The organism is Paractinoplanes lichenicola (assembly GCF_016785085.1).
GTDB classification, from domain to species: domain Bacteria; phylum Actinomycetota; class Actinomycetes; order Mycobacteriales; family Micromonosporaceae; genus Actinoplanes; species Actinoplanes lichenicola.
Map to the genome: position 1 here is coordinate 25,645 of NZ_JAENHO010000011.1, position 15,579 is coordinate 41,223.

At 70.8% G+C, this 15,579-nt stretch carries 20 protein-coding genes; 4 read left to right on the forward strand and 16 right to left on the reverse strand.

The features are described 5' to 3' along the window. Window positions 1-33: 33 nt before the first annotated feature. A complete protein-coding gene (locus JKJ07_RS33855) occupies window positions 34-525 on the forward strand; it encodes an anthrone oxygenase family protein (RefSeq protein ID WP_236030387.1) in 492 nt (163 codons plus the stop codon). Here the strand turns inward: JKJ07_RS33855 and JKJ07_RS33860 are convergent. The 6 genes from JKJ07_RS33860 to JKJ07_RS33885 all read right to left on the reverse strand — a co-directional run bounded on the left by JKJ07_RS33860 (window position 522) and on the right by JKJ07_RS33885 (window position 4,425). Continuing rightward, window positions 522-1,145, reverse strand: coding sequence for a response regulator (locus tag JKJ07_RS33860; protein WP_202996025.1), 624 nt, complete (start codon window positions 1,143-1,145; stop codon window positions 522-524). The two genes, JKJ07_RS33855 and JKJ07_RS33860, sit on opposite strands and share 4 nt — an antisense overlap. After that, window positions 1,142-2,320 carry a GAF domain-containing sensor histidine kinase gene (locus tag JKJ07_RS51950; RefSeq protein WP_202996026.1) on the reverse strand — a complete coding sequence of 393 codons (1,179 nt, stop codon included), beginning with the start codon at window positions 2,318-2,320 and terminating at the stop codon, window positions 1,142-1,144. The genes JKJ07_RS33860 and JKJ07_RS51950 overlap by 4 nt, the downstream gene beginning before the upstream one ends. Beyond that, window positions 2,310-2,681: a hypothetical protein gene (locus JKJ07_RS33870; protein WP_202996027.1), complete on the reverse strand. Its 372-nt coding sequence runs from the start codon at window positions 2,679-2,681 to the stop codon at window positions 2,310-2,312. The genes JKJ07_RS51950 and JKJ07_RS33870 overlap by 11 nt, the downstream gene beginning before the upstream one ends. 86 nt (window positions 2,682-2,767) lie before the next feature. Further along, entirely contained in the window at window positions 2,768-2,917 is a 150-nt protein-coding gene (locus JKJ07_RS33875) for a DUF6461 domain-containing protein (RefSeq protein ID WP_202996028.1), read from the reverse strand. Window positions 2,918-3,061: 144 nt separating this feature from the next. Beyond that, on the reverse strand, window positions 3,062-3,424 hold the full coding sequence (locus tag JKJ07_RS33880) for a nuclear transport factor 2 family protein (RefSeq protein ID WP_202996029.1): 363 nt from the start codon (window positions 3,422-3,424) through the stop codon (window positions 3,062-3,064). Beyond that, window positions 3,421-4,425 carry a quinone oxidoreductase family protein gene (locus tag JKJ07_RS33885; RefSeq protein WP_202996030.1) on the reverse strand — a complete coding sequence of 335 codons (1,005 nt, stop codon included), beginning with the start codon at window positions 4,423-4,425 and terminating at the stop codon, window positions 3,421-3,423. The genes JKJ07_RS33880 and JKJ07_RS33885 overlap by 4 nt, the downstream gene beginning before the upstream one ends. An 87-nt stretch (window positions 4,426-4,512) precedes the next feature. On the opposite strand from JKJ07_RS33885, the gene JKJ07_RS33890 reads away from it, so the two are divergent. From JKJ07_RS33890 to JKJ07_RS33900, 3 genes are read left to right on the forward strand one after another with little or no spacing between them, the layout of a single operon-like run. After that, window positions 4,513-5,034, forward strand: a complete 522-nt coding sequence (locus JKJ07_RS33890) for a MarR family winged helix-turn-helix transcriptional regulator (protein WP_202996031.1) — start codon at window positions 4,513-4,515, stop codon at window positions 5,032-5,034. Next, entirely contained in the window at window positions 5,031-5,972 is a 942-nt protein-coding gene (locus JKJ07_RS33895; protein ID WP_202996032.1) for a phosphotransferase family protein, read from the forward strand. The genes JKJ07_RS33890 and JKJ07_RS33895 overlap by 4 nt, the downstream gene beginning before the upstream one ends. Window positions 5,973-5,981: 9 nt before the next feature. After that, a complete protein-coding gene (locus JKJ07_RS33900; protein ID WP_202996033.1) occupies window positions 5,982-6,428 on the forward strand; it encodes an NUDIX hydrolase in 447 nt (148 codons plus the stop codon). Between the two features lie 160 nt (window positions 6,429-6,588). Here JKJ07_RS33900 and JKJ07_RS33905 read toward each other — a convergent pair whose 3' ends face one another. The 10 genes from JKJ07_RS33905 to JKJ07_RS33950 form a co-directional block, all read right to left on the reverse strand. Continuing rightward, window positions 6,589-7,275 carry a GNAT family N-acetyltransferase gene (locus tag JKJ07_RS33905; protein ID WP_202996034.1) on the reverse strand — a complete coding sequence of 229 codons (687 nt, stop codon included), beginning with the start codon at window positions 7,273-7,275 and terminating at the stop codon, window positions 6,589-6,591. Between the two features lie 152 nt (window positions 7,276-7,427). Further along, entirely contained in the window at window positions 7,428-7,859 is a 432-nt protein-coding gene (locus JKJ07_RS33910; RefSeq protein WP_202996035.1) for a DUF4259 domain-containing protein, read from the reverse strand. A 146-nt stretch (window positions 7,860-8,005) separates the two neighbouring features. Further along, the gene (locus JKJ07_RS33915; RefSeq protein ID WP_202996036.1) at window positions 8,006-8,362 is read right to left on the reverse strand and encodes a hypothetical protein; all 357 of its coding nucleotides are present in this window, start codon (window positions 8,360-8,362) and stop codon (window positions 8,006-8,008) included. 116 nt (window positions 8,363-8,478) lie between these two features. Next, window positions 8,479-9,714: a DUF6461 domain-containing protein gene (locus tag JKJ07_RS33920; RefSeq protein ID WP_307834545.1), complete on the reverse strand. Its 1,236-nt coding sequence runs from the start codon at window positions 9,712-9,714 to the stop codon at window positions 8,479-8,481. A gap of 62 nt (window positions 9,715-9,776) precedes the next feature. Then, entirely contained in the window at window positions 9,777-11,168 is a 1,392-nt protein-coding gene (locus tag JKJ07_RS33925; RefSeq protein WP_202996038.1) for a pyridoxal phosphate-dependent decarboxylase family protein, read from the reverse strand. A gap of 9 nt (window positions 11,169-11,177) precedes the next feature. Continuing rightward, window positions 11,178-12,125, reverse strand: coding sequence for an ABC transporter substrate-binding protein (locus tag JKJ07_RS33930; protein WP_202996355.1), 948 nt, complete (start codon window positions 12,123-12,125; stop codon window positions 11,178-11,180). Next, window positions 12,122-12,718: a GTP-binding protein gene (locus tag JKJ07_RS33935; RefSeq protein WP_202996039.1), complete on the reverse strand. Its 597-nt coding sequence runs from the start codon at window positions 12,716-12,718 to the stop codon at window positions 12,122-12,124. Before JKJ07_RS33935 ends, JKJ07_RS33930 begins: the two co-directional genes overlap by 4 nt. Continuing rightward, a complete protein-coding gene (locus JKJ07_RS33940; RefSeq protein WP_202996040.1) occupies window positions 12,702-13,043 on the reverse strand; it encodes a DUF742 domain-containing protein in 342 nt (113 codons plus the stop codon). The genes JKJ07_RS33935 and JKJ07_RS33940 overlap by 17 nt, the downstream gene beginning before the upstream one ends. Next, window positions 13,040-13,465: a roadblock/LC7 domain-containing protein gene (locus tag JKJ07_RS33945; protein WP_202996041.1), complete on the reverse strand. Its 426-nt coding sequence runs from the start codon at window positions 13,463-13,465 to the stop codon at window positions 13,040-13,042. Before JKJ07_RS33945 ends, JKJ07_RS33940 begins: the two co-directional genes overlap by 4 nt. 11 nt (window positions 13,466-13,476) lie before the next feature. Next, window positions 13,477-15,534 (reverse strand): sensor histidine kinase, encoded by a 2,058-nt coding sequence (locus JKJ07_RS33950; protein WP_202996042.1) that lies wholly within the window; start codon window positions 15,532-15,534, stop codon window positions 13,477-13,479. Window positions 15,535-15,579: the final 45 nt, after the last annotated feature.

Genomic DNA, 15,579 nt, shown 5'->3' on the forward strand with positions numbered 1-15,579 from the left:
TTCCGCGGCGCGGCCCGCCGGTTGACTGGGGGCATGTTCGCATTGAGAGTGACCGCACTGATCGCGGCGACGATGACCACGGGTCTGATGGCCGGCGTGTTCGGCCTCTATCAGCACACGGTGATGGTGGGGCTGGGCCGCAGCGACGACCGCACCTTCATCGGGGCGTTCCAGGCCCTGGACCGGGCGATCATCAACCCCTGGTTCATGCTCAGCTTCGGCGGCGCCCTGCTCTTCACGGCCGTGGCCGCCTTCCTCAGCCCCGGACGCCAGATCCTGCCCTGGGTGCTGGCCGCGCTGGTGCTCTACATCGTGGTCTTCGGGATCACCGTCGCCGTCAACGTGCCGATGAACGACGCGCTCAAGGCGGCCGGCTCCCCCGACACCATCACCGACCTGGCCGCCGTACGGGAGGCTTTCAACGAGGCCCGCTGGGTCGCCTTCAACCTCGTGCGCACCATCGCCACCACCGCCGCCTTCGGCTGCCTGTGCTGGGCACTGGTCGTGCGGGGCAAGCTCGGTTAGAGGCCGGCGTCCCGGGCCCGGGCGATCGCCTCGGCCCGGCTGGCCACGTGCAGCTTGGCGAAGACGTTGCTGACGTAGTTGCGGACCGTCTTCGGGCTCAGCCCCAGCGCCCCCGCGATCGCGTCGTTGGGCCGGCCCCGGGCCATCAGCTGCAGCACGTTGCGCTCGCTGGCCGTCAGTCCCGGGAACGGATCGGCCGGCCGGGCCGCGAAGAACGTCACGATCCGGCCCGCGACGGCCGGGCTGAAGAGGGCCTCCCCGCGGGCGACCGAACGGATGGCCCGCGTCAGGTCCTCCTCGTCGGTGTCCTTCAGGACGTAGCCCCGGGCACCCGCCCGCAGCGCCGCGAAGACCGAGTCGTCGTCCTCGAACATCGTGATGACCAGGATGTGCGGCGGCTCGGCCAGGGCGGTCAGGCGGCGGATCGCGGTCAGGCCGTCACCGCCGGGCATGTGCAGGTCGAGCAGGATCAGCCGGGGACGCAGGGACTCGGTCAGGGCGACGGCCCCGGCGCCGTCGGTGGCCTCGCCGACCACCTCGACGTCGGGCATCGTGGCCAGCAGCGCGCGCAGGCCCCGGCGGAACATCGGGTGGTCGTCGGCGATCAGGACGGTGATCATCGGGTGGCCCGCGGGACGGTGACGACGACCTCGGTGCCGCCGCCGGGGGCCGGGCCGATGTGCAGCGTGCCGCCGAGCTCGGTGCTGCGTTCGCGCATCGAGCGGTGGCCCACCCCGGGAAGATAGTCGCCGGGCAGGCCGCGGCCGTCGTCGGTGACGGTCAGGGTCACGGCGTGCGGATCGGTCGCCAGGGTGATCGTGCAGCCGGTGGCCTCGGCGTGCCGGGCCGCGTTGTGCAGGGCCTCGGCGGCGATGCGATAGAGGGCGACCTCGACGGCCGCCGGCAGCGCGGGCATCGGGTCGGGGGCAGTCACCACGCGAGGCAGCCCGGTCAGGTTGCGCAGCGCCTCGACCAGCCCGAGCTCGTCGAGCATGGGCGGGCGCAGCTCGTAGACCAGGCGGCGGATGTCGGCGGTGGCCTGGCGGACGTCGGCCCGCAGCTCGGCCGCCAGCGCGGTCGCGGCGGCCGGGTCCGGCTCGATGCTGCGCTGCAGGACGCCGAGCCGCAGGGCCAGCGAGGCCAGCGTGGGGCCGAGACCGTCGTGCAGGTCGCGGCGGATCCGGCGGCGCTCCTCCTCGCGGGCGGCCACGAGCTGCTCGCGCGACTGCTGCACGGCGGCCGACAGCTCGGTCGCGTGCAGGGTGATCGCCACCTGGCGCCCCAGGTCCTCCAGCAGCCGCATGTCGGCGGCCGACAGCCGGTCCCGGCGGCGGCGCGCGCTGACCCGCAGGGTGCCGACCGGGTGGCCCTGGAACGTGAGCGGGATGGCGGTGATCGGGGCACCCTCCGGAGCCGCCCCGTGCGAGGTCACCACCCGCCCGTCGGCCTCGATCTCGACGTACGGGAGGCTCATGGTGCTAGCGAGGGCGGCCGCCACCGAGGGCAGAAGCTGGCGGGAGACGTGGCCGGCCACCTCGTACGCGTTGTCGCGCTGACCGAAGGCGAGCTGGTAGACGCTGCGGTCGAGGTGGGCCGACACGGGGGCCCAGCTGGCCGCGACCACGGCGAACGCGATCGCGTGCGACCACCAGGGGATCTCGTCGAGCGAGCCGATCGGCCGGTGCGGCCAGGTGGCGGCCACCGCGCACAGGGCGGCCACCACGAAGGCGTACCAGATAAGCAGGAACGGGTAGAGCAGCTGGTAGAGCCGCCGGGCCGCCGCCTCAGACCGCACTGACCACCCGTTCCCGCCACAGGCAGAGCGAGATCACCGTGACGTGGTGCACGAGCATGACCGACGCGAACGCGATCGCCCCCGCACCCGTGTCGAACAGCAGCGAGCCCACCGCCTGGATGATCCAGAACGCGTTGACCGCGATCAGCAGCACCGCGCCCCACTTCTGCAGGCGCCAGGCCCCGTACGCGGCCACGAGCGCGACCACGTCGGAGGTGAAGCTGCCCAGCACGAGCGCGAACGGATCGCGGCTGTCCTCCGCCCCGAGCACGAGGTTGGGCAGGTCGAACGCCACGATGCCGATGATCGCCACCAGCACCGACAGCACGGCCGCGACTTTCAGCGCGGTCGATCGGGTCATGAATCCCATGAGAAGGCCTCCCGGTCTTGCTTGTCGAGGCCTTCACGCTAGAAATCCCGCGTCCCACCGGTCACGAGGCCGATGTCCTACGTGTTCGGGACACCCTCCTGGGACGCGAACTCGACCAGCTCCGCCCCGTCACGCACCCACAGGAACCGCGGGTCCTCGTGCTCCGAGGCGTACAGGGTGACCGTCTCGGTCCCGCGGGACAACGCCTCCACCACCTCGGGCAGCACAAACCCTTTCCCGTACGGGTCCTGGCCGCCCCCAACCGCATCGAGCCCGAACCGGGCGCTCCTCGCGACCTGCGTAATCCCCCAGGCCGTAGCGCGCGACCGGGATGTTCCCGGTGGCCGGGCACGACGCGCCCTCGGCCGCGGCTAGCTCGGTGCGGGGTCGAAGAAGCCGTACACCGTGGCGAGCCGGCCGTTCGCCGTGTGTGCGATGACGTCCATCCCGGTGGCGATCGGTTCGCCGGCTTCGGGCCCGAACTCCCAGCCGAACCGGGCCAGCTCGTGGTGGGCGTCGATCGGGCCGGCCGGCCGGAAGGTCACGCCGGGGTGGAGACGGTGGAAGCCGCTGATCATGGCGTCGATCTGGTCCGGGCCGGTCGCGGCGTTGACCGGGTCGAAGTATCGGCCGTCCGGTTCCCAGATCGCGTCGATCTCGGCTCGGCGGTGTGCGGACTCGGTGTCGTTCCAGGTGGCCACGTAGCGTCCGACGAGCTGGGCGATGTCGATCACGGGACGAGGACGACCTTGCCGATGGTGGCGCCGCGTTCCAGCAGGGTGTGGGCGGCGGCGGCTTCGGCCAGCGGGAAGCTCGTCACGCGCGGGAGCGAGACCGTGCCGTCGGCCAGCCAGCCCATCAGCTGCCCGGTGATGGCACCGGTCTCCGCCTGGCGGTCGGTGAACCAGTAGCCGACGTTGAAGCCGATCAGCTCGTGGCCCGGGGCGGGGTTGAACAGCGACGCCTTCACCGCGGCGGAGTCGATCGGGCGGTCGTACTCGCCGACGTAGCCGTAGGCGACCACCCGCCCGAAGGTGGCCAGGACGGAGAGCGTCTCGGCCAGGTGGCCCGGCCCGGTCAGCTCCAGGGCGACGTCGACTCCGCGGCCACCGGTGAGCCGCTTGATCTCCTCCGTCCAGCCGGGCGCACGGTAGTCGATGACGTGGTCGGCGCCGAGATCGACCGCGATCTTCCGCTTCTCCTCGGTGCCGGCGCCCGCGATGACGGTCGCGCCGAGGGCCTTGGCGACCTGCACCGCGTAGCTGCCGAACCCGCCCGCGGCCGCCGGCACGAACACCGTCTCCCCCGCCTTCAACCGGGCCGCCCCGATCAGCAGCACGGCCGCGCTCACACCGACGACAGACAGACCCGCCGCCCGTACGGGATCCAAACCGGCCGGCACCGGGAACAGGCCCTCGGCCCTGGTCGCGACCAGCTCGGCGTAACCCCCGTTGCCCAGCGGACCGGCCTGCCCGAAGACCCGGTCACCCACTGCCAGGCTCTCGACGCCGGCACCGAGCGCGACGACCGTGCCGGCCACCTCCGCACCCGGGACGAACGGCAGCGGCGTGGGCATGTCGAAGGGCACACCCTTGCGGCGCAGGACGTCCATGAAGTTCACGCCGGCCGCCTCGACCCGGACCAGGGCCTCGCCGGGTCCGGCCTGCGGGTCCGGCAGTTCGACCAGCTCGAGGACGTCGGCCGGGCCGGTCTCGCTCATCTGCATGGCCTTCATTAAGCTCAACTCCCACGACTTATGTGGCTGGCCAAGCAAATGCTTGGCTGGCCCCATATTTATGTGGCTGGCCCTGTATTGCAAGTGATGGTCACCACAGCAGAGGAGATGCCCGTGGCCCCGGACGACACCGAGCCGCCCATGCACACAACCGCGCTGTCCGCGCTCGCGCCGTTGAGCTTCGGCACGCTCACGCTCTGGCGGGCGATGCACAACTTCGCCAACGACATGCTGCTCGAGCTGGGGCTCTACCCCGGCCAGGAGCTGATCCTGCTGCAGCTCTACGACGCCGACGGCCAGACCCACACCGACCTGCAACGGGCCGTACGGCTCGACCACTCCACCGTCTCGCGCACCGTCCGGCGCATGGAACAGGCGGGACTGCTCACCCGCAGCCCCGGCGAGAAGGACAAGCGCGCCATGGTCGTCTCGCTGACCGAGCAGGGGCGGGCGCTGCAACCCCGAGTCGTCGAGTTGTGGTCGACGGTGGAGACCGTGATGACCGAGATCCTCACGAACGACCAGCAGAGCGACTTCATCGAGCTCGCGAGCCGCCTGGAACAGAAGCTGCTCACGGCCCGGCTCAACGCTCGGCGAACATCCTCATGACCGACGGCGACTGGCGGGAAGGCGGGTTCCGGCAGCGCCGCCCCTCCGCGCAGACCCTCGACTGGGTCGCGGCGTCGATGGGCCCGAGCAGTCGCGTCGTCGGCTGGCGCCGGTTGACCGGTGGCGTCAGCTCGGCCATGCATCGGCTGACTGTCGAACGTCAACGAACACGCACCTTCGTCGTCCTGCGGCAATACCCGGACGACCTCGGCCTGCAGGCGAGCCTGGCCCAGGAGATCGCCAATCTGGGCGTGGTGGCGGACAGCGGGCTTCCGGTCCCCCGCATCCTGGCTTCCGATGTCGGCGGCGCTTCAACCGGGGGCATACCCTCGTTGCTGATGACCCGGCTGCCGGGGCATGTCGGCCTCAGCCCGGCGGAACCTCGAACGTGGCTGACGAGAATCGCGGAACTTGCCGCGTTGCTGCACTCCCTCGATCTCCCCGCGAAAACGTTCGACCCCTGGACGGATTCCTGGATCACTCCACCCTTCCGAGTGCCGGCCGGAGCCCAAAAGCCGGCCGTATGGAAGGCGGCCTTCGACGCCATGACAACGCCGCCACCGAGGAACACCACCGTCTTTCTGCACGGCGATTTCCTGCCCGTCAACCTGCTGTGGTCACGCGGGAGGATCACCGGGCTGACCGACTGGAACTCCATCCACCGCGGATCACGCGCGATCGACATCGGACACTGCCGGCGATACCTGGCCGCCCTCTACACGCCCGAATGGGCCGACCAACTGCGGTCGCTCTACGAGTCGATCGCCGGGGTGACTCTCGACCCGTGGTGGGACCTGTACGCCCTGCTGCACTACAACGACGACGGCCCGAAGTGGATCGAACGTCAGGTCGCCGGCCGTCACCCCGTCGACGTGCCCGGCATGACTTCCCGGGTCGAGGCCACCGTCGAGACAACGCTACGACGCCTCGATCGTTAGGCTCACTCGATGCCGTTCCGAGCCGCAGTCGCCGTCTACGGAATCCTCCGCGACGGGCCCCGACTGCTCCTGATGCGCCGGGCGAACACCGGCTACCGCGACGGGCAATACAGCCTCCCCGCCGGCCACCTCGACGGCGGCGAGGACGCAATCTCCGGCCTGATCCGCGAGCTGCGGGAGGAGCTGGCAATCGAGGTCAACCCGCCCGACTGCCACCTGGCCCTGCTCCTGCATTCCGCAGCCGAGGACGCCGACGACTCGGAATACCTCAACCTCTTCTTCAACGTCGACACTTGGAGCGGCGAGCCCCGCATAGCCGAGCCAGACAAATGCAGTGAGCTGCAATGGTTCGACGAGCACGCACTCCCGGCCGACCTGGTGGACTACGTAAGGGTCGCGCTGGCCGCCATCGCCCGCGGCGAGCCGCTGGCCCTGCACGGCTGGAGAGCTACCTGAGGTATCCCCGGCAGAGATGGGTCGGGGTGCGCCCCGAACGCCACCGCAACAGCCCCCCGGTCCCGGCGACGAGCCGGAATCAGCAGCGCCACGGCCAAGCCCAGCAACAACCACAACTGAGCGGCGTCGACCACGGGCAACCATGGGAGCCGCACAGACGTCACCTGGCGGTTCGGACGTTTGGCGTCGACGGCAGGCCCAGCATCTCCGATGCGCCCGGCGAGAGACCCACGACGGTGCAGGCCTCCGGTGACCGGCGCCAGTCGGAATGCCGGAGCGTCAGATTGACCTGTTCCACCCGCTTTCCGTCCGCGGCTCTGGTCGTGGTGCCGTTTTCTTGATAGCCCATCGCCCGCGAGACCCCCAGCGAGGCGTGGTTGGTGACCCAGGCCGCGGTGTCGGCCCGCTCGGCGCGCAGCCCGTCGAAAGCCAGGTGCAGGACCGCCTCACGCAGGGCCGTGCCGTAGCCGGCTCCCTGGAACTGGCGGCCCACCCAGGAACCGGTGGAGACGGTCCTGGTCACGGCGAAGTGCTGCGCTCCGATCTCCTGCACACCGACGATGACGCCGTCGATGCGGGCAGCCAGCATCAAGTTCCACTTCTCGGGCCGCCAGTCGGCGAACGCGGCCCAGTAGTAGCGCAGGAAGCGACGTTCGGCCTCGGGTGACGCGACGTCTTCCCATCCGCCTACGGGTGTACGCGGGAGGTATTGGTTCTGCGGGTCATAGATGCCTCTTGCAGCAAGCCGCGCGAGCGCCTCCAGCGCTTCCTGGTCCGGTACGAACAAATCGACCGTAGGCGTGTGCACACCTATGCCAAGGACAGGCCAGATATCAACGAGCGCCATACATACAGCATGATCTACGCCGACCAGACACTCATCCCCGGTTCAGCCATCTCAGGTGAGGCTGCGCGCAGCGTCGAGCGCCGTCAGTAACTTCGAGGACGACTACCTACGCCAGCTCGAGCTGCTCGCCCGCGATGTGGTCGACGCTGAGCTCACTGGTTGATCGCCTCCTCGAGGGTTGCGCGAATGGACCGCACCGAGGCGAGCGCCAGCGGATACGACTCCTCGGACTCTTCCCACAGGTCGCGCCATTCCGAATCCTCCCGGACGATCCGGTCGAGAGCTCGCACCGCTATCGCAGGGACATCGTCGTCCACCTCGACGCTGCCGCCTTCCAGCAGGAAATCGGGCGCATAGGCAGTATCGACCGCCGTCCCGCCCGGCAGCTGCGACGCGACAACGGCCGCAGCAGCGATGGCCTCCTCCGCTTCGCCGCTGTCCAGGTACTCGTCACCGTGCTCGGCCACCCGGCTCAGCACTTCGCGGATCAGCACAGGTCGTTCCTCCGGCGCAGCCTCGTCCAAGTCACCGCACCAGTCGGCAGCAGTGTCGTTGTCGAACGGCCCAACGTCCCAGGCACCCATGCCGACTCCACCTCGTCGATTGCTTCCCCACCCGCCGGGAGCCTAACGCCTACTGATCAACAACTCGCCGGGTTCTCCGGCCCCCGGCGCCTTGGCAACAGCGGAAACCCGCTCGGCGCGCACGATCCGCGGCAAATGAGTGCGTCTCACGAGCGCAGCAGCGTGTCCTCGATGAAGACCGCCGGAAGAATCTGGATACGAGCGCGCCCGGACCAGCCGCTGGAGCCGGACTCGAGGATGACCTCCGCGCCGAGCCCTGTCTTGGCCACCGTCAGCAGCGTGGCCATCTCGCGGAACATGTCGAACACGATCCCGCCGTCTCGATGGTGGCGTACCCGAACGCTGTCGTCGGTGACATCCCAAGTGATCTGAACTTGTTCGGCGTCCGTGACCGGGATCCGCAACTCGCGCACGTACTCGCCACCCGATATGCCTTCCGTCTTGGGCGAGACACCGAGACAATCCAGCCAAGCCTCGTCGCTGGCTACTTCGAGTTCGGGCACGCTCGCATCCTATGGGGCGTTGCCGGCGAGTGCGTGATCCGATCCTCGCGGGCGAACACGCACGACACCGGGCTGACCAGCGCGCGACTCGCGGCACATCCGGATGCGGTCATTGATCAATTGCGCCGGGTGAAAAGCTCGGGGAATGCTCGGCGTAGGTCGGCGAGTGCGCGGCCGTGGTGGGAGATGTCGACCATCACGGCGGCGCGGAACGCGTCACCGAACTGCGCTACGGGTGAATCCGGGAGCGGCCCATCGATAAGGGTGAAAGCCTGCTCGTGGCGCCAGCCGAGGGGTGCCTGTTCCCCCGCCGGGTGCGACACCGGGTCCGGAGCCGACGTCAGCCGGCGCCGGATGGCCTCTCGGTCGCCGGCCGGGATCGATTCCCCGCGGTCGAGGGCGTCACGCCGCGGCATGAACCAGGGCTGGTCGAGTAGCTCGGCCTTGGCGAAGACCCAGTCGCGCATCCATCTGGCGGCTGCCCGCACGAGGTGCTGATCCGCGTAGGCCAGTCCGACCGGCAGATCCTGGTCGTGGGTCGCAAGCCAGAGCCCAACCTCGCCGGTGGCCTGGACGCGCGGATCGCGGATGCCGTAGATCGACCACGGATCGTCGAGCGGGTCGTACCCCGACCCGGCATCGGCCAAATCCTGCTGTGCTTGCGCGAGCGCCCCTGGATCGATCAGAGCACCGAGCGGATCCGGTGCAAATGCGCACCGGAACATCGCGTTTCCCAACAGGGCAGGAGTGAGCCGTACACCGGTGATGTGATGCATCAACGCGAGCGTCAGTGCTTTGAAGTCCTCGACCACCTCCTCGCCGAAGCCCAGCTCAGCGAGCACCTGGTCGAGCCGCCGCGGATCCGTGCCCCACCGGTCGTCGTCGCCCGCCGGGCAGAAACCCACCTGAACGTCGCCGTCGACCGCCCAAAGAAACTCCGGCGCAGTGTGCTCGGAACGATAGAACGTGACTTGCTCACCACCTGCGGACAACACAGGTATTACCTGCCTATCGGTGCAGAAGAAGCCGTTCGGCTCCACGATCATGGTCCATCCACCGACGTCGGCCACCGCCAGGAACACAAGTCCGTCACCGGGATCGAGATCCACGTACGGCACGTTCGCGTTCCCCTGGAAGTCGATCGGATCCACGCCGCCGAGCCGGGCCAGAACCTCCCCAGGGCTCGAGGCCCGCACAAAGGTCAGGCAAAAATCCGGGCCCAGGGGCAGATCTTGAGAGAACCACCGGAAATCCTCTGCCGCAGACCCCACAGGTCGAGCTTGCCGTCTCGCCGCTTGACCCGAGCGGAAACGCCGGGAATCAGGTGCAGAGCACGAGTCCAGCAGCGTCACGAACGCCTCGACGCGCGTTGCTTGCGCGAAAGGGTGGACGGGAGATCAGGATCGGCGGGCCGTCAGCGGAGGTCTTGGATCAGTTGGCGGATCACGTCGACGAAGAAGTCGATGTCGGATTCGGTGGTGCGCCAGTTGACGATGGCGGGGCGCAGGGCGACCTTGCCGTCGTAGACGGTGGTGCCGGCGTAGACGCGGCCGTCCTCGAGCAGTGCGGCGCCCAGCCGCCGGTTGAAGGCATCCAAGTCGTTGACGCCGGGTGGGGCCGCGCGGAAGCAGACGATGCACAACGGCACCTCAGCCAGCCGCTCGATGTCCGGCGCGGCATCCACCAGGCCGGCGAGGCGCTGGGCCAGATCGAGGTGCTTCTCGACCATGGCGCGATGACCCTCCTTCCCGTACGCGGCCAGCGTCGCCCAGATCGGCAGGGAGCGGGCCCGCCGGGACGACTCGGGGCCGGTCAGGGCGTAGCCGGCGGCCGGATCGCCGGCCCCGGGCAGGTAGGCCGCGCCAGGCATCCCGAACGCCGCACCCAACCGGCTCGGATCCTTGACCAGGGCGAACCCGCTCTCGTACGGGACGTTGAGCCACTTGTGCCCGTCGGCGGCGATCGAGTCGGCGCGGTCGATTCCGGTCACTAGCCCGGCCGTCCGGGGCGACAGGGCCGCGAACAAGCCGAACGCGCCGTCCACGTGCAGCCAGCAGCCGAACTCCTCGGCCAGGTCGGCGAGCTCGGCGATGGGGTCGAAGTCGCCGGCGTTGACCTCGCCGGCGTTGGCGATGATGACCGCGGGGGCGCCGCGCAGCGAGGTGAGGTGGTGGCGCATCAGGGCCAGGTCGACCCGGCCGACGCCGTCGCGGGCGCAGACTGTCACCGAGTTGCGGCCGTGGCCGAGCATCTGCAACGCCTTGCGGGCGCTGGCGTGCACGTAGCCCGACGACAGCACGGGCATGCGGGGCAGCTCGGCCAAGCCGTCCTCGGCCGTGTCGACGCCGTGCTGGAAACCCCACCAGCTGGTCGCGCAGCCCAGCGACGTGAAGTTGGCGAACGTCGCGCTGCCGACCAGGGCCCCGCCCCAACTCGAGGGCAGCCCGAACAGCTCGCGCAGCCAGCTCAGGGCGACCGTCTCGGCCTCGTGGGCGAACGGCGACGAGATCTTCGAGAACGCATTCTGGTCGAGCAGGGCGGCGGCCCAGTCGGCGGCCAGCGCGGCCGGGGTGACGCCGCCGGTCACGAAGTGGAAGAACCGTGGACCGGACGAGGTGGTGCCGGCGGCCGTGCCCACCGCCAGCAGCCGCTCGATCACGCGGGCCGGGTCCTCGCCCGCGGCGGGCAGCGGGCCGCCGAGGGAGGTCAGCAGCTTGAGCGCGTCGCGGTCCTGCACCGGGCGGGTGGCGAGCGACTCGAGATAGGGCCCCGCGGCCGCGTGCACCTGGCCCAGCAGATCCGTCATGGGTGCAGGCTACTGCGGCAGCCACTCCTGCCAGGTCGCCCGGTTCGCGTCGAGCCAGCGCCGGGCGGCCTGGTCGGGGCTCAGCCGGGCCACCGTCAGGTCCCGGGCCACGGCGTTCTGGTCGTCGTCGGTCCAGGCGAACCGTTTGATCAGCTCGGCGGCGGGGCTGCCGGATTCGGCGAATCCCTTGCGGGCGATCTTCTCCAGGTCGTACGGCTGGTAGTCGCACGCCACCTTCTTGGGGTCGCTGTCGCAGCCGGGTGTGTAGCGGGGCAGCGTCACGTGCGCCAGGTCGATCTCCGACAGCAGCCACTGCGGGGCGTAGAAGTAGCCGATCAGCGGGGTCCGGCTGCGCTCGGCCCGGCGGAACGCCTCGATCAGCGCGTTCTCGCTGCCCGCGTAGACGACCGTGAAGTCGAGTTTGAGGTTGCGGATCAGCGCGGCGTCGTTGGTGACGAAGGACGGGTCGCCGGCCAGGAACTGCCCGCGCTGCCCGGACGCGCCGGTGCGGAACAACCCGGCGTACTTGTTGAGGTTGCGCCAATCGGTGATGTCCGGGTGCGCGGCGGCCAGCCAGGGCGGGACGTACCAGCCGATCACGCCCTTGTTGCCGGTCAGGCCATGCTCGACGGCCACCCGCCGGTCGTCGATGTAGCGCTTCTTGTCCTCGTCGTGGCCCCAGTTCTCGAGGATGACGTCGAGGTCGCCGCGGGCCAGGCCCTGCCAGGAGGCGTCCTCGGTGAGGTCCCGGGTCTCGACCGTGCAGCCCAGTTCCTGCCGCAGCAGATAGCTGACGACCGCGACGTTGGCCGCGTAGCCGACCCACGGGTTCACCGCGATCCGTACGGTGCCGCACGGAACGGCGATCGGCACGCCGGGCGCGGGGGTGATCGCCGTCGTCGAGGCCGAGCAGGCGCCCAGGGTAGCCACGAGTGCGAGCGCGGCGAGGGCCCTCACCACGGCGCCGCCGCCTGCGACTTGGCCAGGCGCTGGGTCAGCACTTCCTCGGTCAGGGCCATCAGCACTCCCTTCACCGAATCCCGGCGGCGCGCGTCGCACTCGACGACCGGCACGCGCGGGTCGAGGCCGAGCGCGTCGCGCACCTCGGCCAGGTCGAACCGCCGCGTGTGGTCGAAGGCGTTGACGCCGACGAGGAACGGGATGTCGTGGTCCTCGAAGTAGTCGACGGCGGCGAAGCAGTCCTCCAGCCGCCGCGTGTCGAGCAGGATGATCGCGCCCAGGGCCCCGTCGACCAGGTCGTCCCAGAGGAACGCGAACCGGTCCTGCCCCGGAGTGCCGAACAGGTAGAGCAGCAGGGCGTCGTCCAGGGTGATCCGGCCGAAGTCGAGCGCCACGGTCGTCGTCGTCTTGGCCCGTACGGCGGAAGTGTCATCGACTCCCAGCGAGCGCTCGGTCAGCTCGGCCTCGGTCACCAGCGGCTCGATCTCGCTGATCGCCCCGACGAACGTGGTCTTGCCGACGCCGAACCCGCCGCTGATGACGATCTTGACGGCGACCGGGGCGGACACGGCACTAGAGCGCGCTGACACGGTCCCTGATCCTCTCGATCAACGCGAGCGGGAGCTCGCCGAGCTGGTCCTCGATCCGCAGATGCCCGGCCGCCACCAGGTCGGCCGCCAGCACCCGGACCACGCCGAGCGGCTGCCGCAGCGCCGCGGCGACATCGGCCACGGCCTGCGGGGTGCGGCACAGTGCGACGATCCGGCGGGCCTCGAAGCGCAGCGGGGCGGCCAGGGCGGCCGGGGTGGCGTGCAGCAGCGTCTCGACCCGCAGCCCGTCGGTGCCGGGCCGGGTGCGCCCGCCGGTGACCATGAAGGGGCGCAGGAACACGTCGTCCGGGGCGTCGGAGCTCATGGCCGCAGGTGCCGGCGGGAGTCGGCGATCAGCGCCGGGGTCAGCATCGCGCCGAACCGGTCGGCGAGGCGCGAGATCTCGTACCCGACCAGGCCGACGTCGCTCTCCGAGCCGGCCACCACCCCCAGGCAGCTGCCGCCGGGCATCACCGACACGAGCAGGAACCCGCGCCGCATCTCGATCATGATCAGCTTGAGGCCGTCGAAGTCGTACCGGCGGGACGCGCTGCGGGCCACGCTGGCCAGGCTCGACACGATCGCCGCGAGGTGGTCGGCGTCGCCGCGCTCGAGCCCGTCCGACGCGGCCACGAGCAGTCCGTCGGAAGACACGGCCACGGCATCCCGTACGCCGTCGGTCTGCTGAACGAAGGTGGCGAGCAGCCAGTTGAACTGCTGCCGATCGGCCGTGGCCTGCACGTTCATCGGTGATCCTCCTAGTGCGGGCCGGCGCCGCGGGCCACGCCGCCGCGGAACGCGTCGAGCCGGGCCCGCACGTCCTCGGGGTCGGCGCCCAGGTCGTCGGCCGAGGGTGGGGCGGGCACCGGATGCAACCGGGCCACGCGTGGGGTGCGCGGCGGTCGTCGGGGCAACCCATTGGCCGTACGGGCGGGGTCGGCCTCGGACGGCGGGCGCTGTTTGGGCAGTGCGGGCGCCGGGAGATACTCGACGGTCACGGCGGGCATGAGGATCTCGGGCTCGGCCGTCAACGCCGCCGGCAGCACCACCCGGGCCGTCACCCCGGTGACCGGCGACGGCGTCAGCACCACCTCGGCGCCCAGGTCGCGGGCCAGCCGGCCGACCACGTAGTGCCCCAGATACCGAGCGGGCGCGGCCAGGAAGTCGCCCTCGCCGCGCAGCCGCCGGTTGGCCTCGGCCAGGTCGGTCTCGGTCATCCCGATGCCCTGGTCGACCACCGCGATCAGATACTGCTCGCCGATCAGCCGGCCCTGGATCTCGAGGTCGGCCTCGGGCGAGGAGAAGGCGAGGCCGTTCTCGACCAGCTCGGCCAGCAGGTGGGCGACGGCGGTGGCGGCGGCGCCGATCAGCCGGGTCTCGTCGACGCGGCGCAGGGTGACCCGGCGGTACTCCTCGACCTCGGAGACCGCGGCCCGGATCACGTCCTCGACGGGCACCGGCTCCGACCACGACCGCGGGCCGGACGCTCCGACCAGCACGAGCAGGCTCTCGGCGTTGCGGCGCATGCGGGTGGCCAGGTGGTCGAGCTCGAACAGGTTGGCCAGGCCGCCGGGGTCGGTCTCCTCGCGTTCGAGCCGGGTGATCAGGGCCAGCTGGCGGCGCAGCAGGTTCTGGTGGCGACGGCCCAGGTCGGCCAGGGCCTCGGTGGTGCCGCGCCGCAGCTGCGCCTGCTCGGTGGCCAGGGCGTACGCGGTGGCCTGGACCCGGCCGAGCGCGCCGGCCAGCGACTGGACCTCGGCGGTGGCGCCCGCCGGTGGCCCGATCGCCGGGGGCGCGGCGTCCTCGTCGCCCGCGGCCACCCGCCGTACGGCGTCGGGAAGGTCTTGCTCTGCGAGGTGATCGGCCCGCTCGGCCAGCTCGCGCAACGGCCGGGCGATGGACCGCGAAGCGACGACGGCCAAGTAGATCGCGCCGGCCAGCCCGAGCAGCACGATCGCGCCGAGCCCGCCCATCCGCCGCGCGGCCTGATCGCGCAGCTCACCCGCGCGGGCCTCGATGACCGAGCCGGCGTGCTGCTCCAGCCGCAGCAGGTCGTCCAGGACGGTGGTCAGCGCCGACCACCACGACTGCGGGTTGACCTGCAGCTCGCGGTTGTCGCCGGAGGCCAGCGCGACCCCCTCGAAGTAGCGGGCGACCTGGCCGGCGCCGGTGCCGAACACGTAGTCGGCCGAGGCCTGCTGCGCGCCGGTGGCGTAGCGGGCGAACGCGCTCAGGGCAGTGTCCTTGGCCGAGCGCATGGTGACGAACTGCAGGAACTCGCCCGCCCGGAACCCGCCGGCCGAGAAGACGCCGTTGAGGAACGCGCGCTCCTGGGCGATGGCCTCCTTGGCGTCGCCGAGCGCCTCGAGCACCCGCGCGTCGCGGCGCAGCTCCGGGTCGTCGGCGCCCGCGAGCCCGGTGTCGAGACGGTTGAGCTCGGTGATCCGTCCGGTGTAGAACGCGAACGCGTCCGCGCGGGTGATCGTGCCGGTGTCGGTGGCCGTACGCACCCCGGCCAGCGCGCCGAGCGCCGACGCGTCCGCCTCGCCGCGCAGTTGATCCACCCGTACGCGGGCCGGGGCCAGCTCGGCCCGGAAGCCCTCGTTGCCGCCGAGCAGCCCCGCCGCCAGCCCGCGCTCGGTCTGCAGCTCCTGCACCAGATCCTGGACCGCCAATGCCCGGCGTACGGCCGCGGCGGCGTCGGCGGCCCGCCGGTAACCCCGCGCCTCGATCGCGACGACGACGGCCAGCAGCACGAGGGCGGCGGCCACCGGCAGCGCGAGGGTCCGCGCCACCCGGCGGCGAATGGTGGTCACAGGAACTCACCTCAGTCGATCTCGACGCGCCGTGTTCGGACGGCG